This is a genomic window from Pseudonocardia charpentierae, assembly GCF_031845345.1.
Taxonomy (GTDB): Bacteria; Actinomycetota; Actinomycetes; order Mycobacteriales; family Pseudonocardiaceae; genus Pseudonocardia; species Pseudonocardia charpentierae.
This window is the reverse complement of record NZ_JAVREJ010000015.1, coordinates 155,967-181,673: the sequence shown is the minus strand read 5'-3', so window position 1 is coordinate 181,673 and position 25,707 is coordinate 155,967. Positions and strand designations below refer to the sequence as shown.

General features: G+C 74.9%; 25 protein-coding genes and 1 riboswitch. Of the genes, 15 read left to right on the top strand and 10 right to left on the bottom strand.

Features of this window, described 5'->3' with window-relative positions; translation table 11 throughout:
- A partial coding sequence (locus RM445_RS20895) for a hypothetical protein (RefSeq protein WP_311558487.1) occupies positions 1–679 on the bottom strand: 679 nt, incomplete at its 3' end.
- Positions 680–829: 150 nt separating this feature from the next.
- On the opposite strand from RM445_RS20895, the gene RM445_RS20890 reads away from it, so the two are divergent.
- Both RM445_RS20890 and RM445_RS20885 read left to right on the top strand, forming a co-directional pair.
- A complete protein-coding gene (locus tag RM445_RS20890) occupies positions 830–1,876 on the top strand; it encodes an LLM class flavin-dependent oxidoreductase (RefSeq protein WP_311558486.1) in 1,047 nt (348 codons plus the stop codon).
- 141 nt (positions 1,877–2,017) lie between these two features.
- Positions 2,018–4,654 carry a transglycosylase domain-containing protein gene (locus tag RM445_RS20885; RefSeq protein ID WP_311558485.1) on the top strand — a complete coding sequence of 879 codons (2,637 nt, stop codon included), beginning with the start codon at positions 2,018–2,020 and terminating at the stop codon, positions 4,652–4,654.
- An 11-nt stretch (positions 4,655–4,665) separates the two neighbouring features.
- Here RM445_RS20885 and RM445_RS20880 read toward each other — a convergent pair whose 3' ends face one another.
- Positions 4,666–5,346, bottom strand: coding sequence for a nucleoside/nucleotide kinase family protein (locus tag RM445_RS20880; protein ID WP_311558484.1), 681 nt, complete (start codon positions 5,344–5,346; stop codon positions 4,666–4,668).
- On the bottom strand, positions 5,340–7,703 hold the full coding sequence (locus RM445_RS20875; protein ID WP_311558483.1) for a SpoIIE family protein phosphatase: 2,364 nt from the start codon (positions 7,701–7,703) through the stop codon (positions 5,340–5,342). The genes RM445_RS20880 and RM445_RS20875 overlap by 7 nt, the downstream gene beginning before the upstream one ends.
- A gap of 113 nt (positions 7,704–7,816) precedes the next feature.
- Here RM445_RS20875 and RM445_RS20870 point away from each other — a divergent pair, with 113 nt between their 5' ends.
- The 7 genes from RM445_RS20870 to RM445_RS20840 are packed head-to-tail and all read left to right on the top strand — an operon-like array spanning position 7,817 to position 14,304.
- Positions 7,817–8,275 carry a VOC family protein gene (locus tag RM445_RS20870; protein WP_311558482.1) on the top strand — a complete coding sequence of 153 codons (459 nt, stop codon included), beginning with the start codon at positions 7,817–7,819 and terminating at the stop codon, positions 8,273–8,275.
- Complete coding sequence (locus tag RM445_RS20865) at positions 8,268–8,678, top strand: MmcQ/YjbR family DNA-binding protein (protein WP_311558481.1); 411 nt, start codon at positions 8,268–8,270, stop codon at positions 8,676–8,678. The genes RM445_RS20870 and RM445_RS20865 overlap by 8 nt, the downstream gene beginning before the upstream one ends.
- Before the next feature lie 9 nt (positions 8,679–8,687).
- Positions 8,688–9,404: an MBL fold metallo-hydrolase gene (locus RM445_RS20860; protein WP_311558480.1), complete on the top strand. Its 717-nt coding sequence runs from the start codon at positions 8,688–8,690 to the stop codon at positions 9,402–9,404.
- The gene (locus tag RM445_RS20855; RefSeq protein WP_311558479.1) at positions 9,397–10,011 is read left to right on the top strand and encodes a 2'-5' RNA ligase family protein; all 615 of its coding nucleotides are present in this window, start codon (positions 9,397–9,399) and stop codon (positions 10,009–10,011) included. The genes RM445_RS20860 and RM445_RS20855 overlap by 8 nt, the downstream gene beginning before the upstream one ends.
- 2 nt (positions 10,012–10,013) lie before the next feature.
- Positions 10,014–10,361 carry a GNAT family N-acetyltransferase gene (locus RM445_RS20850; RefSeq protein ID WP_311558478.1) on the top strand — a complete coding sequence of 116 codons (348 nt, stop codon included), beginning with the start codon at positions 10,014–10,016 and terminating at the stop codon, positions 10,359–10,361.
- Positions 10,362–10,417: 56 nt separating this feature from the next.
- On the top strand, positions 10,418–13,480 hold the full coding sequence (locus RM445_RS20845) for a DEAD/DEAH box helicase (protein WP_311558477.1): 3,063 nt from the start codon (positions 10,418–10,420) through the stop codon (positions 13,478–13,480).
- Positions 13,477–14,304: an SWIM zinc finger family protein gene (locus RM445_RS20840; protein ID WP_311558476.1), complete on the top strand. Its 828-nt coding sequence runs from the start codon at positions 13,477–13,479 to the stop codon at positions 14,302–14,304. Before RM445_RS20845 ends, RM445_RS20840 begins: the two co-directional genes overlap by 4 nt.
- A 12-nt stretch (positions 14,305–14,316) precedes the next feature.
- On the opposite strand, the gene RM445_RS20835 is transcribed toward RM445_RS20840, so the two are convergent.
- The 4 genes from RM445_RS20835 to RM445_RS20820 form a co-directional block, all read right to left on the bottom strand.
- Positions 14,317–14,646 carry a DUF3817 domain-containing protein gene (locus RM445_RS20835; RefSeq protein WP_311558475.1) on the bottom strand — a complete coding sequence of 110 codons (330 nt, stop codon included), beginning with the start codon at positions 14,644–14,646 and terminating at the stop codon, positions 14,317–14,319.
- Positions 14,647–14,732: 86 nt separating this feature from the next.
- Positions 14,733–15,938, bottom strand: a complete 1,206-nt coding sequence (locus RM445_RS20830) for a glycosyltransferase (protein ID WP_311558474.1) — start codon at positions 15,936–15,938, stop codon at positions 14,733–14,735.
- 97 nt (positions 15,939–16,035) lie between these two features.
- Positions 16,036–17,016, bottom strand: a complete 981-nt coding sequence (locus RM445_RS20825; RefSeq protein WP_311558473.1) for an aldo/keto reductase — start codon at positions 17,014–17,016, stop codon at positions 16,036–16,038.
- A gap of 33 nt (positions 17,017–17,049) precedes the next feature.
- Positions 17,050–17,295, bottom strand: coding sequence for a hypothetical protein (locus RM445_RS20820; RefSeq protein WP_311558472.1), 246 nt, complete (start codon positions 17,293–17,295; stop codon positions 17,050–17,052).
- An 18-nt stretch (positions 17,296–17,313) separates the two neighbouring features.
- On the opposite strand from RM445_RS20820, the gene RM445_RS20815 reads away from it, so the two are divergent.
- Positions 17,314–18,033 carry a C40 family peptidase gene (locus RM445_RS20815; protein WP_311558471.1) on the top strand — a complete coding sequence of 240 codons (720 nt, stop codon included), beginning with the start codon at positions 17,314–17,316 and terminating at the stop codon, positions 18,031–18,033.
- 4 nt (positions 18,034–18,037) lie between these two features.
- Here RM445_RS20815 and RM445_RS20810 read toward each other — a convergent pair whose 3' ends face one another.
- The gene (locus RM445_RS20810; RefSeq protein ID WP_311558470.1) at positions 18,038–18,520 is read right to left on the bottom strand and encodes a MarR family winged helix-turn-helix transcriptional regulator; all 483 of its coding nucleotides are present in this window, start codon (positions 18,518–18,520) and stop codon (positions 18,038–18,040) included.
- Between the two features lie 171 nt (positions 18,521–18,691).
- On the opposite strand from RM445_RS20810, the gene RM445_RS20805 reads away from it, so the two are divergent.
- Positions 18,692–19,816, top strand: coding sequence for an MBL fold metallo-hydrolase (locus tag RM445_RS20805; protein WP_311558469.1), 1,125 nt, complete (start codon positions 18,692–18,694; stop codon positions 19,814–19,816).
- 185 nt (positions 19,817–20,001) lie between these two features.
- On the top strand, positions 20,002–20,337 hold the full coding sequence (locus tag RM445_RS20800; RefSeq protein WP_311558468.1) for a histone-like nucleoid-structuring protein Lsr2: 336 nt from the start codon (positions 20,002–20,004) through the stop codon (positions 20,335–20,337).
- On the opposite strand, the gene RM445_RS20795 is transcribed toward RM445_RS20800, so the two are convergent.
- Complete coding sequence (locus RM445_RS20795; RefSeq protein WP_311558467.1) at positions 20,331–20,879, bottom strand: MarR family winged helix-turn-helix transcriptional regulator; 549 nt, start codon at positions 20,877–20,879, stop codon at positions 20,331–20,333. The two genes, RM445_RS20800 and RM445_RS20795, sit on opposite strands and share 7 nt — an antisense overlap.
- A 54-nt stretch (positions 20,880–20,933) precedes the next feature.
- Here RM445_RS20795 and RM445_RS20790 point away from each other — a divergent pair, with 54 nt between their 5' ends.
- Positions 20,934–21,356: a nuclear transport factor 2 family protein gene (locus tag RM445_RS20790; protein ID WP_311558466.1), complete on the top strand. Its 423-nt coding sequence runs from the start codon at positions 20,934–20,936 to the stop codon at positions 21,354–21,356.
- A gap of 19 nt (positions 21,357–21,375) precedes the next feature.
- Positions 21,376–22,842, top strand: coding sequence for a pyridoxal phosphate-dependent decarboxylase family protein (locus RM445_RS20785; protein WP_311558497.1), 1,467 nt, complete (start codon positions 21,376–21,378; stop codon positions 22,840–22,842).
- Between the two features lie 39 nt (positions 22,843–22,881).
- Here the strand turns inward: RM445_RS20785 and RM445_RS20780 are convergent, their stop codons facing one another.
- Positions 22,882–23,856: a glycoside hydrolase family protein gene (locus RM445_RS20780; protein WP_311558465.1), complete on the bottom strand. Its 975-nt coding sequence runs from the start codon at positions 23,854–23,856 to the stop codon at positions 22,882–22,884.
- A 320-nt stretch (positions 23,857–24,176) separates the two neighbouring features.
- A riboswitch (SAM riboswitch) is annotated at positions 24,177–24,291 on the top strand.
- Positions 24,292–24,335: 44 nt separating this feature from the next.
- Between RM445_RS20780 and RM445_RS20775 the strand changes: the two genes are divergently transcribed.
- Entirely contained in the window at positions 24,336–25,694 is a 1,359-nt protein-coding gene (locus RM445_RS20775) for an aminotransferase class V-fold PLP-dependent enzyme (RefSeq protein WP_311558464.1), read from the top strand.
- Positions 25,695–25,707: the final 13 nt, after the last annotated feature.

The window sequence follows — 25,707 nt, the reverse complement described above, 5'->3', positions numbered from 1 at the left end:
CCGCCCCCCCGCCGCCGGGGCGGGGGCGCGCACCGCCGGACGGCATCGCGGACGCGTCCGATGCCGGCGATCGACGCGCCCGGGGCACCGCCGCGGCAGCGGCGCGGGGCCGTGACGGTGACGTCGACGTGCTGCCCGAATCCGACGTCGTGCTCCGCAGGCCGCGCGCCGGAGTGGACGACGGCGCGAGGGCCGCGGGTACCCGCGCCGGCGCGGGTGACGTGGCGGCGACGGGGCCCCGGGCACGTGCTGCAGGCGCGTCGCCCCGAGATCGCGCCGGGGGCGCAGCCGATGCCCCTGAGGAGGCCGCGGGTGCACCTCCGGAAAGCTTGACGGTGGCCAGCTCCCGGCGGGCGGCGGCGAGGTTCGACCGGCTCCGGTCGAGCCGCAGGTAGACCAGTACCGACGCATCCGGCCCGAGCGGACGGACGAGGTGGTAGGACCGCCGTCCGGTGATCATGACGTCGTCCAGCTCGTCGCCCGACGTGGTGCCGAACATCGCGGCGACGGCCGTACCCCACCGCGGCACCGAGTAGGGCACGACGCCTTCGGAGTCGCCGGACCCCGTCTCCCCGTTGCCCACCTCGGCGAGCACCCGCCCGCTGTCGCGCTCGACGACACAGGAGTAGGTCGCTCCGGACAGGCGGAGCAGGGCATGCAATGCATCCGCGAGCGCCATCACCGTATTGTGACCCCTCGCCCACTCTGCGCAGTGGGGGGACCCCCGATGCGGCACCATTCGTCCTGGATCGGCGGATGTGGCCCGCGCGCCCTGGCACGGTGTGTGATCGCCGGGAAGAGCCGGAGGCCCGTCGACGTTGCCTCGCACGTGGTACCTCTCTCCGTTCTCGATCTCGCCCCCATCGGTACCGGCTCGACGGCGACGGCCGCGCTGGCGACCAGCACGAAGCTCGTCCAGCTCGTCGAGGATCTCGGGTTCCGGCGCTACTGGGTGGCGGAGCACCACGGGATGCCGGGAATCGCGAGCTCCTCGCCGGCCGTGCTGATCGCCCACCTGGCGGCCGTCACCGAGCGGATCCGCGTCGGCTCGGGCGGTGTGATGTTGCCCAACCACCAGCCGCTCGTCATCGCCGAGCAGTTCGGCACGCTCGACGCGCTGCACCCGGGCCGCATCGACCTCGGTATCGGACGTGCGCCCGGCACGGACCAGCGGACGGCACGCGCCCTGCGGCGCGGTACCGCCGCGCTCGGCGCTGACGACTTCCCCGAGCAGCTCGGTGAGCTGATGGCGTACTTCCGGGGCGACGGGCCGGTCGCGGCGGTGCCGGCGCAGGGTCAGGACCCGGCGGTGTGGCTGCTCGGGTCGAGCGGCTACAGCGCCCAGCTGGCCGGGCTCATGGGCCTGCCCTTCGCCTTCGCCCACCACTTCAGCAGCGAGAACACCCTGCCCGCCCTCGAGCTCTACCGGAAGATGTTCCGCCCGTCCGAGGTGCTCGCCGAGCCGTACGCCCTGATCGCCGCGTCCGTGCTGTGCGCTCCGGACGACGCCGAGGCCCGGCGGCTCGCGCTGCCCTCGGCACTGCAGTTCCTGCAGCTGCGTCTCGGCAGGCCCGGCCCGGTGCCGACACCGGAGGAGGCGGCCGCGTACCGGTACAGCCCGGAGGAGCGCGACTTCGTCGAGCAGCGGCTCGCGAGCCAGATCATCGGCTCTCCCGAGACCGTGCGCACCGGTGCGACGGAGCTGGTCGAGCGGACGGGAGTGGACGAGCTGATGGTCGTCACCAGCACCCACGACGGCGACGACCGCCTGCGCTCGTACCGGCTGCTCACCGAGGCGCTGGGCGGCGCGTCGGGCGACAGCGGCCCCGCACACGCGCCTGCCGTCGCGGCGACGAGCGGCACGTCCGCCGCCTAGGCCCCGACGAGCGGCCCGGTCGTCGGGCTGTCGAGTGATCACCCGATCAGGTGATCGCCGCCGTGGCGCCGCACCGCCCTGCCGAAGGCCCCCGTTGGACCGGACGAGATCGGTCCGGCGGCCGGCGAGGGGAGGGCACTCGTGCGCGCTGTGCCCGATCCGGCCTTCCCGCCCGGATCCGGCGGGCACCGGCACTCCCGCGGCTACTCGACGGGGGTCGGCTGGTGGCAGCCTCCTGCCCGGCCCTCCTCCGGACCGGCGGCCGCAGCGGAGCCACCGGGCCGCGTGCGGCGCCGGGCTCCGGGCCGCGCGCCGGCCGACGCGCTCACGGCCCCGGTCGGGCCGGCCCTGCGCGGCGGGGTGCTCGCCGAACTCGACCGCGGCGTGCCGGTCCGCACCGCTCCGAACCGCCGTGTCCCGAATCGGCCTGCCCCGCACCGCACGCCACCGGGCCCTACTGCACCGAGCGGCACCCCACCGGCACGCATCGCGGCACAGCGCACCCGGGCCCAGCGCACCCCGGCCCAGCGCACCCCGCCACAGCCTCCCGCGCCGGATCGCACCGCGCCCGCCCGTCCCGGGCCGCAGCCGCCCGGGCGGCGAAACCTTCGGCGGCTCCTCCCCCACCTCCCCCGGACCCGCCGGGGTGCGCTGCAGCTCGCCACCGCCGCGCTCGGCGCCGCCGCCCTCGCACCCGTCGTCGCCTTCGTCCTCGGGTACGCGTTCTTCGCCGTCCCGACCCCGGACGACGCCGTCAACAACCAGGTCGCGCTGATCGCCTACGCGGACGGCAGCCAGATCACCCGGCTGGTGCCCGAGCAGGGCAACCGGGTGGTCGTGCCGGTCGAGAAGGTGCCGCCCCACGTGCGCCGCGCCGTGCTCGCCGCCGAGGACCGGTCGTTCTACTCCAACCCGGGCTTCGATCTCACCGGGATCGTGCGCGCGGCGTGGAACCAGCTGCGCGGCGGCGTCGGCGGCGGCTCGACCATCACCCAGCAGTACGTCAAGAACACCCTCGTCGGCGACGAGGCGACGCTCTGGCGCAAGTACCGCGAGATGGTCGTCGCGGTCAAGATCTCCCAGCAGCGCAGCAAGGACGAGATCCTCGGCGACTACCTCAACGCCATCTACTTCGGCCGCGGCGCCTACGGCATCCAGTCGGCCGCGCACGCCTACTTCGGCAAACCGGTCAGCGCGCTCACCCCGGCCGAGGGGGCGCTGCTCGCGGGGCTGATCCAGTCGCCGTCGCGCTGGGACCCCGCGCTCAATCCCGAGAAGGCCGAGCAGCGCTGGAACTTCGTCCTCGACGGGATGGTCGCGCAGGGCTGGCTCCCCCACGCCGAGCGCGACGCGGCGGTGTTCCCGCCGACGATCCCGCGCAGGCCGTCGACCGGCGGCGTGCCCACCGACTCGCGCGGGCACGTCGTGACGGCCGTGCGCACCGAGCTCGAGGACCTCGGCATCACCGACCAGGAGCTGAGCCAGGCGGGCCTGCGGATCACCACGACGGTCGACCCCGCCCGGCAGCAGGCGGCGATCGACGCGGCGCACGCGGGGCTCGCGGGGCAGCCGGTCAACCTGCGCAGCGCGATGGTGGCCGTCGACCCGGCGACGGGCGGGATCCTGGCCTACTACGGCGGCGACAACGGAACGGGCCTGGACTACGCCCGGGTCCGCCGCCTGGCCGGGTCGACGTTCAAGCCCTTCGTCGTGCTGGCCGGGCTGCGCGAGAGCCCGCCGATCGGCATCGGCGAGACCTTCGACGGCGCGGCCCGGCCCGGGTTGCGCAACGCCGAGGGGGCCGAGTGCGCGCGGTGCGACCTCAAGCAGGCCATGACCGTGTCGAACAACGTGGTCTTCAGCGACATGGCCCGGCGGGTGGGGCCGCAGAAGGTGGCGGACGCGGCCCGCGCGGCCGGCATCACGTCGCCGCTCGACGACCCGAACGAAGGCCTCGCACTGGGCAACAAGGAGGTCAGCACGCTCGAGCTGGCCTCGGCGTACGCCACCATCGCGGGTGGCGGGGTGTGGCACCCGCCGCACCTGGTCTCGCAGGTCGTCACCGCCGACGGCCGGGTGCTGTACCGGGCGAGACCGGACGGCGAGCAGCGCTTCCCGGAGCAGGTCGCGCGCAACGTGACCGAGGCGATGCTCGGGGTCGCCGACCGCGACGGCCTGACGCTGGGCCGGCGCCCGGTCGCGGCGAAGACGGGCACCGTGCAGTCACGCTTCCCCGGCGAGAACAACGACGCGTGGATGGCCGGCTTCACCCCGCAGCTCGCGGCCTCGGTGTGGATGGGCACCGACCGCAACTCCCCGATCCGCACGGCGACGGGCGATCCGATCAGCGGCCGCACGCTGCCGGGCGAGGTGTGGCGGGGCTTCATGGCGACGGCCCTGAGCGGCGCGCCTGCGGAGGCGTTCGTGCCGTTCCGCCCGCTGGGCACGCCGCCGTCGGACGCGGCTCCGAACGCCGCCCCCACGCCGACGGCGCACCCGGCGACTCCGGCGCCGTCCGCGGCACCGCCCGAGCCCGACCCCGCGCCGGACGGCACCGAGCTGCTGCCGGATCCCGCCGACACCGTTCCCGACGACGAGTCCGCCCGCGATGGCCACGGTGCTCACAGTGCCCGCGACACCCGCGAGGACGACGACGCCGAGGTCGCGCCCGCCGAACCGCCCCCGTCGGCGGGCAGCCCGGCGGCGGACCCCCGGGACGGCGACCCGCCGGGCGGCGAGGCGCGGGCCCCCGAGTCGCAGGCGCCCACGGCCGGCTGATCAGCCGCGGGTCACGGCCCCGGGGGCCGGAGCGCCTCGAGCACACCGCTCGGGACCAGCAGGTCGGCGCGGTCACGCGTCGCGTCGATCAGCTCGGCGTTCGGCTGGTCGACGGCGGCGACCCACGCCACCGCCTCGTCGGGTGCCTTGCCGAACGTGACGTGGCGGGCGTGCAGCCGGTGCAGGCGCACGTCGTCGCGCAACGCGCAGAACCACACCTCGTCCACCAGCGGGCGCACCGCAGGCCAGCGCCCACTGTCCAGCAGCAGGTAGTTGCCCTCGGTCACCACCAGCCGGGCCGCCGCCGGCACCGGGATCGCGCCGGCGAGCGGCTGCTCCAGCGTCCGCTCGAAGGCCGGCGCGTACACCACGGCGTCGGCAGGATCGGCAGCGCGCAAGCGGGCCAGCAACGCGACGTATCCCCCGGCGTCGAACGTGTCGGGAGCGCCCTTGGCCTGGCGCAGGCCCAGCCGCTCGAGCTCGACGTCGGCCAGGTGGTACCCGTCCATCGGCACGTGCGCCACCCAGTCGGCTCCGGCGCCCGGCGGCCGGTCGGCGCGCAGGGTGGCGAGCAGCGCCTCGGCCAGCGTCGACTTGCCGGAACCGGGGCTGCCGACGATCCCGAGCAGCGCCCGCCGCCCGGGCGTCACGAGACCGCGCGCCCGTGCCACGAGGTCGTCGAAGGTCAGCACGAGTGCATCCGCAGCGCGAGGACGACCATGTCGTCGCCGGTGTCGGCGCCCGTTCCGCGGACGAGGTGGTCGCACAGGTCGGACAACGGCAGCTCCTTGCCACGCTGGACGAGGTCGAGCAGGTCGACCGACGCGCGGTCGTCCGGGTCGTTGCGCCGCTCGAACAGCCCGTCGGTGTAGAGCAACAGGGTCGCACCGGGCGGCAACTCCACCTCACGGTCGGTCCGCGGCAGATCCGGCGCCACTCCCAGCACCACGCCCACGCCGCCGCGGAGCAGCTCCGGCTCCCCGTCCGGCGGCACCAGCACCGGCGGCGGATGGCCGGCGTTGGCCCAGCGGAACACCGTGCGGTCCGCGCGCCGGCACAGGCGCCCGAACAGGAGCGTGGTGAAGCCGGTGACGTCGAGCCGGGACGCGACCCGGTCCAGGCGGCGCACGACGTCCGAGGGTGCGTCCCCCGTCTCGTACGCCAGTGCCCGGAGCATGCTGCGCAGCTGCCCCATCGTGGCCGCGGCGGACAGGTCGTGCCCCGCGACGTCGCCCACGCCCACCGCCAGGTCGCCGTCGGGCAGGTCGAAGGCGTCGTACCAGTCGCCGCCGACCTCCAGGTCCGTCGCGGCCGGCAGGTACCGGGCCTGCACCTCCACGCCCGGATGCGTCGGCGGGGCGCTGAGCATCGCCGCCTGCAGGGCGAGCGACACCCGGCGGGTCTGCTGGAAGTGCTCGGCGTGCTCGACCGCGGCCGAGGCCCGCGCCGCCAGCTCGACGACGAGCGCCCGGTCGTCCTCGGTGAACGCCGGCCGCCGACCGCACGAGATGAACAGCAGCGCCGCCACCACGACGCCCCGCGACACCACGGGCGCGACGAGCATCGCGGTGATCCCGATCTCCTCGCTCCACCGGCGCTGCTCGGGAGCCCCGTAGAACACCTGCTCGGGAGGCACCGGGACGGGGACGAGCACCGAGTCGCGGGTGCGCACGCAACGCGCGACGGGATGGGCGGGTCCGAACGAGAACCGCTCGTCGTTCGACGGCGACGGGACGACGCCCTCTGCCGTGCGCGTCACCGACCGCTTCCCGGTGACCGCACCGCCGGAGGTGGGTGCGGGGTCGACGAGGTACACCCGGCAGATGTCGGCGAACTCCGGCACGACCGACTCGGCCAGTGCCGTCAGCTCCTCCTCCGGCTCGTGCACGGCGCCCACGGCGCTGGTCGCCCTGGCCAGCACGGCGAGCCGCTGGCGGGCGCAGACCTCGTCGTCGACGTCGGTGTCGGTGCCCACCCACTCGACGACGACGCCCGCGACGCGCACCGGCACCGCGCGGGTGCGGAACCAGCGGTAGCCGCGCGCAGTGCACAGCCGGTAGGTGCAGGTCACGACCTCCGCGCCGTCCGCGACGGCCCGCCGCCAGGCACTGCGGACGTCGTCGCGGTGGGTGGGGTCGACCGCGTCGAGGAAGCCCCAGCCGCGGTACCCCTCGACGTCCTGCCCGGTGATCGCCCGCAGTGCGGGAGCGTCCTGGGCGGCGCTGCCGTCGGGCTCGCGGATCCACACGGCGGCGCTGGTCGCCTCGACCAGCCCCTGGTAGCGGGTCAGGGCGCGCTCGCGCTCGGCGGCCAGGGCGTCGACCTCGCGGCGGGTGCGCGCGGTCGCGGTCACGTCGACGACCACCAGCCCGACCCCGACGATCGCGTCGTCCGGCGAGCGGACGGGGTAGGAGTAGAGCCGCCACTCCTGCTGCGGGCCGCGGCCGTGCCAGAGCCGACCGTTGACGGGCACGTCGAAGCGGGCGCGCCCGTCGGCGAGCACATCGCGCAGCCCGGCGGCGATCTCGGCGCCCACCGGACCGTGCACCGCCTCCAGCGTCCGCCCGAGGCGCTCGTCGACGGTGCCGCCGTCGATGTCCAGGATCGCGCCGTTGACCCGCCGGAACCGCAGCTCCGAGTCGAAGAACGCCAGGCCGACCGGCGCGGTCTCCCACAGCGCGTCGAGCAGGGCGAAGGCCTCGTCGCCCGCGCGCATGTCGTCGACCTCCTGCAGGACCCCGAGCAGGATCGGCCCGTCGGGGTCCGGCAGGGGTTCGGCGCGGAAGTAGAGGGTCGCGCCGCTCTCGACGTCGGCGGGGATGCGGCCCCGGAACGGGCGCCCGGCGAGCAGTTCGTCGCGGATGCGGCGGGCGGTCGGTGCGTCGAGCGGGAGGCCGGTGAGACCGTCGCGGACGATCCGCTCGCGCTCCCACCCGGTGAGCCGCTCGGCGCACGAGTTCCACAGGAGCGCCCGGCCGTCGCCCGAGAACGCGAACACCCCGACCGGCAGATGCTCGACCACCCGGGCCAGCAGGTCGTGGGGCTGCATCGTCCTCCGTGCGAACCGGGGGCCGACCGGCGCAGCGGTCATCGTACGGGCGCTCCGACGGCGCGGACCAGCGTCGGCGGCCTCGATGCGACCGTCCGTCATCGTTCCGTGACATGTGGTGTGCAGTCGTCCTGGATGGAGCCGGAACTTGTCGGGGTCCGGGCCTACGGTGCCGGCATGCGAACGACAGCTCCCACGGGCGGCCGCTGATGGTCGCGCGGATCGGTCAATGGACTCTCGATGTGGTCGACGGCGCCCGGATGGCACAGTTCTGGGCCGCGGCCCTGGGCTACCGGATCGACGACGACGGCCAGCACCTCTGGCCGCCGCCCGAGGCGGGTCCGCACGCGCCGAGCGTGTGGCTGCAGCCCGTCGCCGAGCCGACTCCGGGCAAGAACCGCGGTCATCCGGATCTCTCCCCGGAGGGCGACGGCGAGGCCGAGGTCGAGCGGCTGGTCGGGCTGGGTGCGCGGCGCGTCGAGATCGGGCAGGCGGGCACCGAGGGTTTCGTCGTGCTGGCCGATCCCGAGGGCAACGAGTTCTGCGTGTTCCGGGAGCCCCGCGGTGGGTGAGACGGTGGGTGAGACGGTGGGTGAGACGCCGTCCGATGCGCTGAGCCGGCTGCGCGCCCTGTGCCTCGCGCTGCCCGAGGCCACCGAAAAGCTCAGTCACGGCGAGCCCACGTGGTTCGTCCGGAAGGTGTTCGTGACGTACGCCGGGCGCCATCACGACGACAGGGTGGCGTTCTGGTGCGCCGTCCCACCGGGCGTACAGGAAGCGCTGATGGGGAGCGACCCCGAGCGGTTCTTCCGGCCGCCGTACGTGGGTGGGCGGGGCTGGCTCGGGGTGTACCTCGACGTCCCGGAGATCGACTGGGACGAGATCGCCGAACTGGTGGCCGAGGCGTACCGGACGGTCGCCCCGAAGCGGCTCGTGGCACAGCTCGACGCGGCGCGGGCCGGGCGCCCCTCGTAGGGTCGACCGATGGCGCGTGTTCCCGCGGTCGAGGTGGCGCCCGGCGTCGTCCGCATCCCGACGGTCGGCGCCGCGAACACGAACTCCTTCGCCCTCGTCGACGACGACGGGTCGGTCACGCTCGTCGACTGCGGCCTGAAGCGGGCGCCGGGGCGGATCGTGGCCGGGCTGCGTGCGATCGGACGCCACCCGGGCCACGTCACCCGCATCGTGCTCACCCACGCCCACACCGACCACGCAGGAGGCGCGGCCGAGATGGTCGCGCGGACCGGGGCACCGGTGGCCGTGCACGAGGCGGACGCCGGGTACGCCGAGGCGGGACGACCGCCGCCGTTCGAGCAGTCGCTGCTCGTGGGCCGGCTGATGACGCGCATCCCCGGCGCCGGATTCCCGCCGGTGGCCGTCGGCGAGCGGCTGTCGGACGGGCAGGTGCTCGACGTCGGCGGCGGGCTGCGGATCGTCGCCACGCCCGGGCACACCCCGGGCCACGTCTCCCTGCTCCACGAGCGCACCGGCACCCTGATCACGGGCGACGCCCTGTTCAACGTCCGGCAGCTGCGGTTCAGCCCCCGCCCCCTGTGCACCGACTTCCGGCTCAGCCGGCAGACGGCGCACGTGCTCGGCGAGCTCGAGTACGAGCGCGTCGCGTTCACCCACGGCACCGAGATCACGGACGGCGCCCGCGAGGCCGTGCGCGGCTTCCTGTCCGAGGTCGACCGTGGCTGACGCCGAGCCGTCCGGGCCAGAGCCGGCCCCGCTGATCCTCTCGGCCGTCCTCGACGCCCCCGTGCAGCAGCGCCTCGACGCCCTGCGCCGTGCGCACTTCCCGCCGGAACGCAACCACCTCGACGCCCACGTCACGCTGTTCCACCACCTGCCGGGGGCCGAGTGCGACGCCGTCGAGAAGGCGGTCGAGGCCATGGTGCGCGGCCGGTCCGCGCCGACGGTGGACGTCACCGGCGTGCGGTCGCTGGGCCGGGGGGTGGCGGTCTCACTCGCCTCGCCCGAGCTGGCGGCCATCCGGACCGAGCTGGCACGCGGCTGGGCGCCCTGGCTGACCCCGCAGGACCGTGCCAAGCGCGACCTGCACGCCACCGTGCAGAACAAGGTCACCCCCGCCGACGCGCGCCGGCTGCACGGCGAGCTGGCCGCCACGTTCGTCCCGGAGCGCACGCGGGCGGTCGCGCTCGCGCTGTGGCGCTACCGCGGCGGCCCCTGGGAACCGGTCGCCCGGTTCCCGTTCGCCGGGGAAGAACGCGAGCCCGCCGAGGGTTCGGCGAGCGAGACGTCCGGATCCCCGCACGGGGCATCCGGCACCGACCCCGGGAGCTGACGATGACCACCCACACCGAGTCCACCGAGTCCACCGAGTCGGGGCCCACCGTCCTCGACGTCGCCGAACGGTCGCGCTTCGAGATCCACGTCGACGGCCGACTGGCGGGGTTCGCGCAGTACCGCATGAAGGACCCCGGGCTGATCGTGTTCACCCACACCGAGATCGACGACGCCTACGAGGGCCGCGGACTCGGGTCGACCCTGGTCCGCGCCGCGCTGGACGCCGCCAGCGCCGGGGGGCTCGCCGTGCGGCCGGACTGCCCGTTCGTCCGCGCCTACATCGCCCGGCATCCCGACGCGTACCTCGACCTCGTTCCCGAGGAGCTCCGCGCCCGCCTCGACCTCTGACCGGAGCACCCCCGGCGCTGCACAGGATCGTCGGGGGGCGGTCGTAGGGTGACGGGGTGTTGGTGGTGCACGCCCTGTGGTCGCCGGGCCGGGGTGTGCTGCTCTGGGCCGAAGACGGCGAGCGGCCCGCCACCGGGCGCAGCCGGGCGCTGCGCACCGCGCGGCCGCACCCCTTCGCCGTGTCTGCGCAGACGCTGGGCACCCTGCACCCCGGCACAGCCACCCAGGTCAGCCTGCTGCTGCCGGCGCACACCGGCGGCCCCGCGCCCTCGCCCGAGCTCGTGCGTTCCGCACCGGGCCCCGCGCCGCGCGGCGCGCTCGAGCTGCGGGCCTGGGCGGTGCCGGCCGTCGCCGTCGATCCCGCGGAGCTCGACGACCCGGCGGACGAGCTCCGCTACGGCCCCTCCGTCGCGCACATGCGCGCCGTGGTCGCCTTCGCCGACGACCTCGCCCGGCGCGGCCACGTCCTCCCGACGCTGGATCCGTCCGGTCCCGGGGGCACCCGTGCCCGCTGGCGGCCCGTCGTGCAGGGCGTCGACCTGGCCGCGGCCGAGGCGTTGGCGGCGACGATGCCCCCGGCCGCCCGGGCCGAGCTGCCCACCGGCAGAGGCGGCCCCGCCGACCCCGGCGCACTCGTCGCGGACGCGCTCGACGTCCTCGTCGACGCCGCCGTCCGCGACCGCCTCGCCCGCGCCGGCGCGGTGCACCACGGAGGGCGGGGGGCGATCGACACCTGGCTCGCCGGTCTCACCTCGCCCGACGGGCGCCTGCCTGCGGCGGCACGGCTCGAGCCGCTCACCGAGGCATTGGCAGCCTGGGATGCGGTCGGCACCGACCCGCCCGGCGCCGCTCGCGCCTGCTTCCGGCTGACGGAGGTCCGGGCCCTGGACGAGGACCACGACGACACCGGCGACGGCACCCACTGGCGCCTCGAGTTCCTCCTCCAGTCGACCACCGACCCGAGCCTGCTCGTCGCCGCCGCGCAGATCTGGTCGGGCGGCGCCGATCGGCTCATCGCCGGGCCGCAGGAGGTGCTGCTCGCCGAGCTCGGCCGGGCGACCCGCGTCTACCCGGCGCTCGCCGACGCCCTGCAGACGGCCCGTCCCGAGGGTCTCGACCTCAGTCCCGAGGGCGCCCACCACGTGCTCGTCGCCGGCGCCGCACTTCTCGTCGACGCCGGGTTCGGGGTGCAGCTGCCCGCCGGCTGGGACGGCGCGCGCCGGGTCGGGCTCCGGCTGTCGACCCGCAGCGCCCCGGCCCAGGGTGTGGTCGTCCGCGGCGGACTGGGCCGCGAAGAGGTCGCCACCTTCCGCTGGTCGCTGGCCGTCGGCGACGGAGCGGACGCGGTGCTCGACGAGGAGGAGATCGCCGCGCTCGTCGCCGCGAAGGCGCCGCTGGTGCGGCTGCGTGGGGCCTGGGTGAGCGTGGACCGCGCGGCACTGCACCGCGGCCTGGAGTTCCTCCGCCGCGGCGACCGCCGCCCGCCGACGGCCGCCGACGTGCTCGCGTTCGCCGCGGGCGATGCTCCCGACGACCTGCCGCTGCCGCTCACGGGCGTCGACGCCGGTGGATGGCTCGGCGACCTGCTCGCCGGCAGCGCGGACCGCACGCTCACCCCGGTCGAACCACCGGCGGCGTTCACCGCGCGACTGCGCCCCTACCAGCAGCGCGGCGTCGCCTGGCTGGCGTTCCTCTCCTCGCTCGGCCTGGGCGCGTGCCTCGCCGACGACATGGGGCTGGGCAAGACCGTCCAGCTCCTGGCCCTGGAGACCGTCGACCGGGAGGACGCCCAACCGGGTCCGACGCTGCTGCTGTGCCCCATGTCCATGGTCGGCACCTGGGAGCGCGAGGCCGCCCGCTTCGCCCCGGACCTACGGGTACGCGCACACCACGGTCCCGCCCGTCCTCGCGGCGACGATCTGCGTGCGGCGCTCACGGACGTCGACCTGCTGGTCACGACCTACGCCACCGCCGCCCGCGACGCCGACGACCTCGCCGGGATCGACTGGCACCGGCTCGTGCTCGACGAGGCCCAGGCGGTCAAGAACGCCCGGTCGCAGCCCGCGCGGGCCGTGCGCCGCTTCCATGCCCGGCACCGCGTCGCCCTCACCGGCACTCCCGTCGAGAACCGCCTCGCCGAGCTCTGGGCGATCATGGACGTGCTCAACCCCGGGATCCTCGGCACCGCCGAGCGCTTCCGCACGCGCTTCGCCATCCCGGTCGAGCGCCACGGCAGCACCGAGGCCGCGGAGCTGCTGCGCCGGACCACCCGCCCGTACCTGCTGCGCCGGCTCAAGACGGATCCGACGATCGTCGACGACCTTCCCGACAAGATCGAGATCACTCAGCACTACCGGCTCACCCGCGAGCAGGCGTCGCTGTACCGCACGATCGTCGACGACATGCTGGAGAAGATCGAAGACTCCACCGGCATCGCGCGGCGCGGCAACGTGCTGGCGGCGATGACCAAGCTCAAGCAGGTGTGCGACCACCCGGCCCTGCTGCTGCACGACGGCTCGCCGATCGGGCGCCGCTCCGGCAAGGTCGTGCGCCTGGAGGAGATCCTCGCCGAGGTGCTCGTCGAGGGCGACCGCGCGCTGTGCTTCACCCAGTTCGCCGAGTTCGGGCACCTGCTCGTGCCGCACCTGTCGGCCCGGCTCGACACGGACATCGCGTTCCTGCACGGCGGGGTCACCCGGCGGCGCCGTGAGGAGATCGTGCAGCGCTTCCAGGCCGGAGACGGCCCGCCGGTCCTGCTGGCCTCGCTCAAGGCGGGCGGCACGGGCCTCACGCTCACGGCCGCGACGCACGTCGTGCACCTCGACCGCTGGTGGAACCCTGCCGTCGAGCAGCAGGCGACGGACCGCGCCTTCCGGATCGGGCAGCGCCGGACCGTGCAGGTCCGCACGTTCTCCTGCCCCGGCACCGTGGAGGAGCGGATCGACGCGCTGATCCGCTCCAAGCGCGCGCTCTCGGAGCTGGTGGTCGGCGACGGCGAGGGCTGGCTGACGGAGCTGTCCACCGACACGCTGCGCGAGTTGTTCGCGCTCAGCGCCGATGCGCTTCAGGACGACGAGGCCGCCGACGACAGCGGCGAGCCCGTGCGGGTCGCCGGATGAGCCCCCGGAACTGGGCCGACGACGAGGCCGGCGCGGAGGAACCGTTCTGGCGCGCCGCTCCCCCGGCCCGCCCCCGGACCGTCCACGGCGGCATCCAGATCAACTCCACCCGCGGCCCCGTCGCGCGCACCTGGTGGTCGGCCCGGTTCCTCGCGGTGCTGGAGGCCGCCGGGGTCGGCGGTCGCCTCGCCCGCGGCCGCACGTACGCCCGCCGGGGGCAGACCGTGTCCCTGCAGGTCGACGCGGGTGCGGCCACCGCACGGGTGCAGGGCAGCGCGGCACGGCCCTACCGGGTCCGGATCGGCGTCCCGACGCTCGACAAGGCGCAGTGGACCGCCGTGCTCGACGCGCTGGCCGCCGACGCCTCGCTCACGGCGGCGATGTTGGCGGGCGAGCTGCCCCGCGAGGTCGAGGACGTCGTCGCCGCGCAGGGCGTGGACCTGTTCCCGAGCGGCAGCCGCGACCTCGCCATGGACTGCACCTGCCCGGACGCGACTGTCCCCTGCAAGCACCTCGCCGCGGTGTTCTACCTGCTCGCCGAGCGGTTCGACGCCGACCCGTTCGCCGTGCTCGCGCTGCGGGGCCGCGACCGCGAGACCGTGCTCGACGAGCTGCGTGCCCGCCGCACCCGCGCGCCCGAGGCCCCGCCGCTGCCGACGGACCCGGTCGCGTTCTACGGGGGCGGCTCACCGGAGCTGCCGGCCGGACCGTCCACGCCTCCCGACGCGTTGCTCGACCGGGTGCCCGCACTCCCGCTGGCCGTCCGCGGCCGCGACGTGGTCGAGCTGCTCCGCCCGCTCTACCGGGCTCTCGACGACCGGTAGCGCGCCGGGGGATCAGACCGCAGGCACCGCGCGCCCGAGCCGCCCCGTGTGCAGCGCCCACCGCTCGAACCACAGCGTGAACAGCGGCGGGATGCTCGCACCGAGCGAGAGCAGCAACGTCCGGCGGTCCCAGCCCAGCGGTCGGGCGACGACGACGGCGGCCACGATGTAGGCGACGAACAGCGCGCCGTGGATCGGGCCGAAGATCTGGACGCCGATCTCGTCGTGCACCACGACGTACTTGACGAACATCCCGATCAGCAGACCCGCCCACGAACAGGCCTCGGCGATCGCGAGCGCGCGGAAGACGCGGCCGTGGACGGGCAGAGGTACGGACGACACGAGGCAGGCTCCCGGAGGCGTCGACGAGCCGGACACCTCCATGGTGCCCGACCGGCCGACGCAATGTTCTACCGGGTGTCGAAGTTCTACCGGGGGGTGTCGAAGAACGTGGGCGGCAACGTGGCCGGCCCCGATCCGACCGGCCGCGACACCGGCTCCGCCGGCACCCGCGCGAGCACCTCGTCGTAGACCCCGCGCAGCCGCATGGCCCAGCCCCTGGCCTCGAAGTTCGCGAGGAAGTGTCCCCGCGCGCCCTTCGCCAGGCGGGCGCGCAGCGTCGGGTCGGACGCCAGGCGCACCACGGCGTCCGCGATCGGGTCGGCGTCCAGCGGCACCAGCAGCCCTGTGCCGCGCGTCACGATCTCCGGGATCCCGCCGACGTGCGAGGCCACCGCGGGAACGCCCAGCGCGAGCGCCCGGATCAGCTCCGACGGCAGCGCCGCCGAGCGGGTGGTGTGCAGGAACATGTCGGCGGCCCCGATCACCTCGCGTGCCGGGTCGTGCGGCGGCCGGGGCTCGAAGTGCACGCGCGACGCCAGCACCTCGTCGGCCTCGACGCGCGACACCAGCCAGGGCCGCAACGGTCCGTCACCGAGGAGCACGACGGTCAGCGGGATGCTGGGCGGCACCGCGGCCACGGCGTCGAGCAGCAGGTCCTGCCCCTGGCCCCGGCGCATCGGGGCGGCGCAGACCGCGAGGATCCCGTCGTCCGCGACCCCCCGGGTCCTGCGCACGCGAGCGCGCTCGTCGGCGGACAACAGGCCCGGGTCGGCGAGGCCGTTGGGCACGATCACCAGGCCCCGGTCCGTGCCGGAGAAGCGCCGGTAGCGCTCGCGCTGCAGGTGCGAGATCGCGACCGTGCGTGCCGCCATCCGGCGGCGCATCAGAATCGTCGCCGTACGCCGGAGCCGCTCGGCGGGGTTCGTCGGCAGGTTTTCGATCTTGTAGAGCGTCGACACCAGCGGCAGCGCCGGCCCACGCCCGAGCCGGGTCGCCAGGCCACCGACCACGTCCGCATGGCGGCGGTGGGTGTGCACCAGCTCGACGCCGTGCTCGCGCAGCACCTGAGCCGTGCGCCGCACCGCCCGCGGGTCCCACGGGGCCAGCCCGAGTTCGACGACCGGAACGCCGAGGCCACGCAGCCGCGTGACCTCCCAGCGGTCGCCGGACGACCCGAGCACCACCACGACGGGCTCCACACCCGTGCTGTCGGAGGCGGCGGCGAGATCGACGAGCTCGTCGCCCGGGCCGCCGTCCTCGATGAAGGAGGTGACGAGGTGGGCAACCTTCACAGGGAGGTCCTCCGCGGGTTCCGATCGGGTGTACGGGCTCCCGACGATACCGATCGGGTCCTCGACCGATCGCGCAGCGTTGCCCTTGACCGACCCCTTACCAGCGATCGTGGACGTGCGGTGCGATCAGCTCGGCGTACACCGCGCGCACGGCGTCGTGCACGTCGGCAGGCAGTGCGTCGACCGCCGCGGCCGCAGCGTTGCCGCGGGCCTGCTCCGCGTCGCGGGCACCCGGGATGACGACGGTCACCGGCTGGTCCAGCACCCACCGCACCGCGAAGCGGGCCATCGGCACGCCCTCGGGCACCAGCGGGCGCAGCCGCTCCACGGCCGCGAGCCCCACCTCGAAGGGCACCCCGGCGAAGGTCTCCCCCACGTCGAACGCCTCACCGTGCCGGTTGTACGACCGGTGGTCGTCGGGGGCGAACGTCGTCGCCGCGGTGTAGCGGCCCGACAGCAGCCCGGACGCCAGGGGAACCCGGGCGATCACCGCCACGCCCGCGTCGGCGGCCGCGGGCAGGACCCGCTCCAGCGGCTTCTGGCGGAAGGCGTTGACGATGATCTGCACGCTCGCCACCCCGGGCCGGGCGATGGCCGTGAGCGCCTCGTCGACGGTCTCGACGCTCACCCCGTATGCGGCGATCCGCTTGGCGTCGACGAGCTCGTCGAGGGCGTCGAACACCGCGTCCGTGGAGTACACGGGCGTGGGCGGGCAGTGCAGCTGCACCAGGTCGAGGGTGTCGACGCCGAGGTTGGAGCGCGACCGGTCGGTCCAGGCCAGGAAGTTCTCGCGCGTGTAGTTCTCGGGTACCTGGTCGACGCGTCGGCCCATCTTCGTCGCGACGGTCAGCCCCGCGCTGCCGCGGTCGCGCAGGAAGCGGCCGATCAGCCGCTCGCTGCGCCCGTCGCCGTAGACGTCCGCCGTGTCGAGGAAGGTGACACCGGAGTCGACCGCGGCGTGCAGCACCGCGAGGGCATCCGCTTCGTCGACCGTCCCCCAGTCCGCGCCGAGCTGCCAACAGCCCAGTCCGACCACACCCACCGACCGGCCCAACCGGGCCGCGCTCCGCTGCTCCACGAGCGACGACGATACGGGCCACCCCGGCGTCCGCTACCGGGCCTTCTCCTGCGCCTGCTTCTGGGCCTGCTTCTGGGCCTGCTCCTGAGCCTGCTGCTGGGCCTTCTCCTGGGCCGCCGCCACCCGCTCCTGCAGCCGCGCCCGCACCTCGTCGGGCGTGTACGCCCGGCGCCGCCGCTCCGCCCGGGCCGCCACGACGCCCGACGCGGCGACCCCGGCCAGCCCGGCCACGCCCAGCAGCTTGCAGACCGAACCCCGCGAGATCCCGCGCCGTGACATGGGCCCTAGGTTAGGGGCGTGACCCGGGCCTCGCGCCGGCGCCGCCGACTCCCCGCGGGTGCCACCACCAACCTCGACGCCGCAGCTGCGCTGGCCCGCACCGGCGACCTCTGGCTCTTCCGCGGCCGCAGCGGCCCGGACCGGGCGATCCAGAGCCTCACGAACGCTCCCGTCAACCACGTCGGCATGGCCGTGGTCCTCGACGACCTGCCGCCCCTGCTGTGGCACGCCGAGCTGGGCCGCGCGCTGCCCGACGCCTGGTCGGGCCGCCACCACCGCGGTGTGCAGCTGCACGACCTGCGCGGCGCCGTACTCCAGTGGGGGCGCCGCTACGGCCAGCGCGGCTGGCTGCGTCAGCTCTCCGGCCCGGCGGAGCCGGCGGTCACGGCCGAGATGGAAGACGCGCTGCTGCGCACGATCGCCCGGCTCGACGGCACGCCGTTCCCCTCCACCGCGCGGCTGGCCGGCCGCTGGTTGCGCGGGCGGCTCCCGACCCTGCGGCTCCGGCGCGGCGACGACCCTCCCGACGACACCCCCGGCGACACCTCGGACGCAAATCTGGAGAGCGCCTACTGCGCGGAGGTCGTCGCCGTCACCTACGAGGACATGGGCCTGTTGCCCCGCGACCGCAGACCGAACTGGTACGACCCGGGCAGCTTCTGGAGCGGCGACCGGCTCACCCTGCGGGCCGGCTACACCCTGGGGGCCGAGATCGCCGTGACGCTGCCGCCGGACTGAGCGCTCACCACTCCACGAGGCTGCGGCGGTACTCGCTCACCTGGACGATGGCATCGCCGAGGAAGCGCTGCACGATGTCCAGCTCGGCGCCGTCGTAGCCGACGACGATGGCGTCCATGGCGGCGTCGAGAGGCTCGGAGAAGGCGTTGAGCAGCGCGGTCGCGCTCTCCGCCCGGTGCAGCGTCAGCCGGCGGCGGTCGCGGTCGTCGCGCATCCGCCGGACGTGCCCGGCCCGCTCCAGGCGGTCCACGCAGGCCGTCGTCGCTCCGGAGGAGATGCCGAGGCGCTGGCCGAGCTCCCCGGGCGTCAGCGGCGTGCCGACGCGGTCGCCCTGGATGACGGCGAGCAGCGCAGCCCAGTCGGTGGGGTGCAGGTGGTGCCGCTCGGCGAAGACCCGTCCGAGCCGTACCGCCTCGACCACGTAGCGCTGGAGCAGCCGCATCAGCTCGGCGCGGGAGTCGGTCGGGCGACCGGGCGGGGAGTCCACGGCCGGGGACTCTACCGTCGTCCGACCTCACTGCTGTCCGAGGTAATTGATTCGCCGAGAAATGCCGCCCAGCGGAAAGTTCGTGCCGTCACCCGACCCGATCCGGGCGGAGGGCGCGACGCGGCATCAGCAGCGGCACCGGCCCGCGCCGGACCTTCCTAGGCTGGACTCATGCACTTGCGGTTCCTCGTTCCGGGCGCGGTGGCCGCCCTCGCCACCGTCGCCCTCACCCGTGCCGCCGTCGGGCTGCCCGCGGCCCTGGGAGCCCCCGGGCCACGCCTGCGCGCCACGGCGGACCGCGCGGCCGCGGCCGGGTCGCGCCACGCGTCGGACGGGCTGTTCCACAACACACTGCCCGACGAGATCGTGAACCGGGGCGCCCTGCTCGCGGTCGTCCGGGCGATGGCGAGCCGCGGACCGACCGGTCGTCCGGGTGGCGCGATCCCCCTCGCCGCGGACCCCGCCCCGACGACGCCCGCTCCGCTGGCACTGACCTGGTACGGACACTCGTCGGTCCTGCTGGAGGTCGACGGCCACCGCGTACTCGCCGACCCCGTCTGGGGCGAGCGCGTCTCCCCCTCGCCGACGATCGGCCCGCGCCGGCTGCACCCGGCACCGGTGCCGCTGTCCGCGCTGCCGCCCGTCGACGCCGTGGTGATCTCCCACGACCACTACGACCACCTCGATCTGCCCACCGTCCGCGCGCTGCTGCGCGCGGGGACCGCGCCGTTCGTCGTCCCGCTCGGCCTCGGCAACCACCTGCGCCGCTGGGGCGTGCCGGACGCCCGCGTCGTCGAGCTGGACTGGGACGAGTCGGTGCAGATCGGCTCGCTCACCCTGACCTGCACCGAGGCGCGCCACTTCTCCGGGCGCGGGCTGCGCCGCAACACCACGCTCTGGTCGTCGTGGGTCGTGGCCGGGCCGCAGCACCGCGCCTTCTTCGGCGGCGACACCGGCTACACCCCGGCGTTCGCCGATCTCGGCCGCACCTACGGCCCGTTCGACCTCACCGTGCTGCCGATCGGGGCCTACAGCGACCGCTGGCCGTTGATCCACATGACCCCGGAGGAGGCGGTGCAGGCCCACCGGGACCTGACCGGCCGCCACGCCGCGCCGCTCGTGCCGATCCACTGGGCGACGTTCAACCTCGGCTTCCACACGTGGGCCGAGCCGGTGGAGCGACTGCGCGCGGCGGCGGACGAGGCGGGCGTCCGCATCGCGGTCCCCCGCCCGGGCGGGCGCGTCGACGGCACGGCACCACCGCCGCCGTCCGACTGGTGGACCGCCGTCGGATGAATTGGGGGCCGCCGTCCGCGACGATATCGACAATGGCGGGCGGCGTCGCCTATTGTGGGTCCGGGGGCAATTGAGCAAGATCAGATCATCTCGGTATCGCGCTCCGCGGAACACACCTCGCCCGATGCGTCGGGCGTGCCTCGGCGTGCCCGCGAGCGTGCTGAATGGCACGAAGGACGGCGCAGGTGGCACAGCGGACCACGGTGATCCTGGTCGACGACCTCGACGGCAGCGAGGCCTCTGAGCAGGTGGAGTTCGCCGTCGACGGCAGGTCGTACGAGATCGACCTCTCCGCGGAGAACAGCGCCAAATTGCGCGAAGTTCTCGAGCCCTACATTTCCGCGGCACGCGGCCGGAGCAGACGGCGCACCACCTCCGCGCCGGCTGCCATACCGCGCCCCGTGGCCGACCGCGAGCACAACCAGGCCATTCGCAAATGGGCCGCCGGACAGGGCATGAAGATCTCCGAGCGTGGGCGGATCCCGTCGAACGTGCTCGAGGCGTATCGGCGCAATCACTGAGTGTCCGACTGAGTGTCCGACTGAGTCTCCGGTCGGGCCCCGGCACCGTCCGCCGACCGGGATGCCGCGACAGTCGCCGCCCGGCCGCGCAGGACGTCCAGACGCTCGGGCGGCGATCCGGGCAGACCCGCGAGTTCCTGCAGGGCCGCCCACAGGGCGGCGAACCGCGCGTCGCCCACCCGATCGCGCCACTGCAGGTGCAGCCGCGCCGACGCCGCGTGCGCCGTGTCCTGCAACGTCCTGCCGCGGTCGGTGAGCCGCACGAGCCGGGCCCGTTGATCGGCCGGATCCGGTTCGCGGCGCACGTAACCGCACCGCTCGAGGTGCCCGACCAGTTCGTGCATCGACTGCTTGGTCATCGCCGCCCGGTCGGCCAGCTCCGTCACCCGCAGCCCGTCGATCGGGCCGCCGCTGAAGACCTGAACGTGTGCCGCACGCAGATCGGCGTGGCGGGCCAGGACCTCGTCGCGCACCGCGTCGAACGCCCGATCCGCTGCCGTCCGCAGCAGGCCGGTGATCCGGGCCGGTTGCTCGGTTGACACGACGGTCAGGTTACCTCACCATTTCCGTCAGGCAAACTGACTGAAGGAGTGGCCATGGACCCGGCGGAGATGGACCGGCTGATCGAGCAGCACATGCAGGCCGAGGAGACGGGCGACCTCGACGCCGCCGTCGCGGTCTACACCGACGACGTCGAGCACGACGTCGTCGGCGCCCCCGGCGGCCCCCTGTACGGACCGGCCGCCGCGCGGGAGCGGTACACCGAACTGCTCGACAACGTGCGCAGCGGCGACATGGTGCTGCGGCATCGTTACCACGCCGAGCGGGCCTGCATCGTGGAACACGAGGTGAGCGCGACCGTGACCGGACGGTTCGCCGGCATCCCCGGGAACGGTCGAGAGGTGCGGTTCCGGATGCTGCACGTCTTCGAGTTCACCGACGGCCGCATCAGCCGGGAGAACGTGTGGATGGACGCCGCGACGGTCATGGCCCAGCTCGCGGAGCCCGTTGCGATCTAGGCTCGCCCGGGTGACCGATCTGGATCCCGAGGAGTTCCGCAGGCTGGGCCATGCCGTCGTGGACTGGGTGGCGGCCTACCGGGCGGGCGTGGCGGACCGGCCGGTGCGCCCCGACGTCGCCCCCGGTCAGGTCCGGGCCGCGCTGCCCGACCTGCTGCCCGAGCACCCGCAACCGCTGGCCACGATGCTCGACGCCCTCGACTGCGTCGTCGCACCCGCGACCCTGCACTGGCAGCACCCGGCGTTCTTCGGCTACTTCCCCGCGAACGCCGCCCTCGCCTCGCTGCTCGGCGACCTGCTCTCGGGCGGGCTGGGCAGCCAGGGGATGCTCTGGTCCACCTCACCCGCGGGCACCGAGGTGGAACAGACCCTGCTCGACGGCCTCGCCGGCGCGCTCGGCCTCGACCCGGGGTTCACCTTCGCCGCAGGCGGCGGCGGAACCATCGCCGACTCGGCGTCCTCCGCCGCGCTCGTCGCCCTGCTCGCCGCACTGCACCGCAGCTCCCAGCAAGGATCGAGCACCAGCCGGTGGCGCGATGACGGGGTCGACGGCGGCGAACGCGTCTACGTCACCGCCGAAACCCACGCCTCCCTCGCCAAGGCCGTGCGGGTCGCCGGCCTGGGCGCACGGGCCCTGGTCGTCGTCGACCCCGCCCCGGGGACGGTCGCGATGTCACCCGACGCACTCGCCACCCAGCTCCGCGCCGACGCCGCCGCCGGGCTGCGCCCCGTGCTGGTCTGCCCGACCATCGGCACCACCGGCACCGGCGCGGTCGACCCCGTCCGCGCCGTCGCCACCACCGCCCACGAGCACGGGGCCTGGGTGCACGTCGACGCCGCCTGGGCCGGGGTCGCAGCCCTGTGCCCAGAACACCGGTACCTGCTCGACGGCGTCGAACTCGTCGACTCCTTCTGCACCGACGCCCACAAATGGCTGCTCACCGCGTTCGACGCCTCGCTGCTGTGGGTCCGCGACGCGACCGCGCTGCCCGACGCACTCTCGATCACCCCCGAATACCTGCGCAACACCGCCACCGACTCCGGCGCGGTGATCGACTACCGCGACTGGCAGGTCTCACTGGGCCGCCGCTTCCGGGCACTGAAGCTGTGGGCGGTGCTGCACACCCACGGACTCGACGGCCTGCGCACCCACGTCCGCGGCCACATCGCACTCGCCGCCGAACTGGCCGACCGCGTCCGCGCCGAACCCGGCTTCACCCTCGCCGCACCACCCTCACTCGCGCTGGTGTGCCTGCGGGTGGACACCGGCGACCCCGACGCCGACGACCACGCCACCCGCACACTGCTCGAGCAGGTGAACGCCTCCGGACAGGCCTTCCTCAGCCACACCGTCGTCGACGGCCGCTACACGATCCGGGTCGCCATCGGCGGCGTCACCACCGCCCGCGAGCACGTCGACGCGCTCTGGGAGCAGCTGCGCTCCACCGCTCGCACACAGCAAGCCGGGCTCGCACCAGGGTCGTGACCTGGGTGCGAGCCCGGCTTCCTGCGTGTGGGCGTCCGGTCAGACGCCGACCAGGTCTTCAGCGCTCTCCGCCGCCTCGTCCACCCGCGGCGCGGCGATCAGCTCGGTGCGCAGCTCGTGCGCGTTGTCCACGCGGGTCGCCTCGTAGTAGAGCCGGTAGCCGCCGTCGGGCAGGGCGACGACCGACAGGTAGCGCAGCCCCCGCAGGCCCTCCGGGGACTCGGCGACCGGGGCGTCGCCGACGGCGGTGAAGAAGCCGGGACGGTCGGCAGGCAGCGCGAGCCCGGTGCGCTCCTCCCAGTTCTCCGCGGCACTCGCCCGGCCGTCGTAGGTCGCCGCCAGGCCGCCGGGGGCCTCGAACACCGCGCTCACCCGCACGCCGCGCGCGTCCCACGCGTCCGGGGTCGGCGCCAGCGCGGTGCCCCGCCACGTCCACTCGAGCCCGTCCAGGCTGGTGGCGTACTCGGTGGTCATCCGGTCCTCGTGGTGCGGAAGGTCGAGCGGGTGCACCGAGGCCCACAGGTGCCACACGCCGTTGCGGTGGATCACCACGGGGTCCTTCACCGCGTGCCGGTCACTGCCGGGCAGCACCGTGCGCCGCGGCGCGTCCGCGAGGCCCTCCGGAGTGTCGGACTCCAGCACGTCGACCCACCAGTGCTTGGTACCGGGTGTCGCGCAGCTCACGTACAGCCGCCAACGGCCGTCCGGGGTGTGGACCAGCGCAGGCCGCTCCAGCGACTCCGCGCCGAACCGCTCCTTGGTCACCTCGGCGACGGGCTCGAACCGCACGCCGTCCGTGCTGCGGGCCACGACGTTCGCCATGCCCCGCCCCCTCCCGAGCGGGGCGCGCATCCGGTACGCGAGGTGGTAGACGCCGTCGACGAGCAGCGCGCTGGGCGCGCCCGACCAGAAGCCGGCTCCGGAGCCGGGCGGGGCGACCGCCACGGCGGCGTCGGTGATCCGCGGGACGGGCAGGACGGGCAGGTCGTCGGGGGTGATCGCCGGGCCGGGCATGGGCGGGCTGGGCTCCTTCAGGGGCGGTCGGGGCAGGACGTGTGCAGGGTGAACCGTCGACACGCCCGGGTCTGATCCGATCGGCGGGTACGCAGCGGAGCAGGCCCGGGTGGTCCGGACGCAGGAGGCGGCGGAGGCGGTCAGCCCCGACAGGCCGCGCTGGTGAGATAGCCGAAGTCGACGTACAACCGCCCGGCGAGAACGTCGCGCTGCGCGTTCTCGCACTGGACCATGGCCGCCACGGTAGGAGCCGCAGCCCCTGTGGGCAACCGCACCCCCGGGTTGACGGGTGCGCGGACCGACCCCTACCGTCCGCGTCAGGTCATGAGTGCCAGCGTCAAGCCCCGGCTTGCTGGCCGGCAACCCTCCTCCGCGGCGGGGTGCTCCGGGTGACGACCCGGCCGTCGTGGGGAAACCCGACGGCAAGCGCGGACCCGTCGGACGGCAGCGGGTCCCCCGTTCCGGAAGGACCTCGTCCGATGACGCTGACGCTCGACCGACCTGCCACCACCCTCCCCCGGCCCGTGGGTGCGGGAACGCAGGTTCCCCTGGTCACCGGCGGCAGGGCCGAGTACGCCAACCTCGATCTCGCCGCGAGCGCGCCCGCTCTCGAACCGGTCGCGGCGCACGTCGCCGACGTCCTGCCGCTGCTCTCGAGCGTGCACCGCGGCGCGGGCTACCTCTCGCAGGTGAGCACCGCGCTGCTGGAGCGGGCCCGGGAGTGCGTCGGGGAGTTCGTCGGGGCCCGGGAGCACGACGTCGTCGTCTTCACCCGCAACACCACGGACGCACTGAACCTGCTGGCCACGGCCGTGCCCGGCCCGGTCCTGTGTCTCGACGTCGAGCACCACGCGAACCTGCTGCCCTGGCGCGCCGGGACGCACCGCACCGTGCCCGCAGCCGCGACGGTCGCGCAGACGCTCGCCGATCTCGACACCGCGCTGCGGGCCACCCCGACGGCGCTGCTCACCGTGACCGGCGCCTCGAACGTCACCGGCGAGGTACTGCCGCTGGACCGGATCGTGGCGATCGCCCACGCCGCGGGCGCCCGGGTCGCCGTCGACGCCGCGCAGCTCGCCCCGCACCGCCGCGTCGACCTCGCGGCGACGGGCGTGGACTACGTCGCGCTGTCCGGGCACAAGCTCTACGCGCCCTACGGGGCGGGAGCGCTGATCGGCCGTCGCGACTGGCTCGACGCGGCGGCGCCCTACCTCGCGGGCGGCGGGGCCGTGACGCGGGTCGATCTCGACGACGCCACATGGGCACCCGCACCGCACCGGCACGAGGCGGGGACGCCGAACGTGCTCGGCATCGCGGCGCTCGCGCAGGCCTGCCGGACCCTCACGCCGGTGCTGGACGGCCCCGGGCCGGCCCACGAGCAAGAGCTGCTGGACCGGCTGGCCGCGGGCCTGGCCACGGTCCCGGGCGTGACCCCGTTGCAGATCTGGCCCGACAGCACGGAGCGGGTGGCGGTGCAGAGCTTCACCGTCGCGGGTCACTCCGCGGGATACGTGGCGGCGTACCTGTCGGCCGAGCACGGGATCGGCGTGCGCGACGGCCGGTTCTGCGCGCACCCGCTGCTCGACCGCCTGTGCCGGGATGGTCAGGGCGCCGACGGCGACGGAACCGCGATCCGGGCGAGCATCGGGCTCGGCACCACCGCCGAGCACGTCGACCGGCTGGTCGGCGCGCTGCGCGGTCTGGTCACCCGCGGGGCGCGCTGGACGTACGCGCCGGTCGGCGGCCGCTGGACACCGACGCCGGACCCGCGCGACCTCGACCCGCTCGGCGTCGGCCTGCCGGGCACCACCGGCACCGGCTGCGGCAACCCGGCCTGAACCCCGCGGGACC

Excerpts from the sequence above, each read along its gene's own strand:
- RM445_RS20875 (WP_311558483.1), bottom strand. The coding sequence starts at position 7,703 with ATGCAGCCCCACGACCTGCTGGCCCGGGTGGTCGAGCATCTGCCGGTC.
- RM445_RS20870 (WP_311558482.1), top strand. The coding sequence starts at position 7,817 with ATGTGGTGTGCAGTCGTCCTGGATGGAGCCGGAACTTGTCGGGGTCCG.
- RM445_RS20860 (WP_311558480.1), top strand. The coding sequence starts at position 8,688 with ATGGCGCGTGTTCCCGCGGTCGAGGTGGCGCCCGGCGTCGTCCGCATC.
- RM445_RS20850 (WP_311558478.1), top strand. The coding sequence starts at position 10,014 with ATGACCACCCACACCGAGTCCACCGAGTCCACCGAGTCGGGGCCCACC.
- RM445_RS20840 (WP_311558476.1), top strand. The coding sequence starts at position 13,477 with ATGAGCCCCCGGAACTGGGCCGACGACGAGGCCGGCGCGGAGGAACCG.
- RM445_RS20820 (WP_311558472.1), bottom strand. The coding sequence starts at position 17,295 with ATGTCACGGCGCGGGATCTCGCGGGGTTCGGTCTGCAAGCTGCTGGGC.
- RM445_RS20805 (WP_311558469.1), top strand. The coding sequence starts at position 18,692 with ATGCACTTGCGGTTCCTCGTTCCGGGCGCGGTGGCCGCCCTCGCCACC.
- RM445_RS20790 (WP_311558466.1), top strand. The coding sequence starts at position 20,934 with ATGGACCCGGCGGAGATGGACCGGCTGATCGAGCAGCACATGCAGGCC.
- RM445_RS20780 (WP_311558465.1), bottom strand. The coding sequence starts at position 23,856 with ATGCCCGGCCCGGCGATCACCCCCGACGACCTGCCCGTCCTGCCCGTC.
- RM445_RS20775 (WP_311558464.1), top strand. The coding sequence starts at position 24,336 with ATGACGCTGACGCTCGACCGACCTGCCACCACCCTCCCCCGGCCCGTG.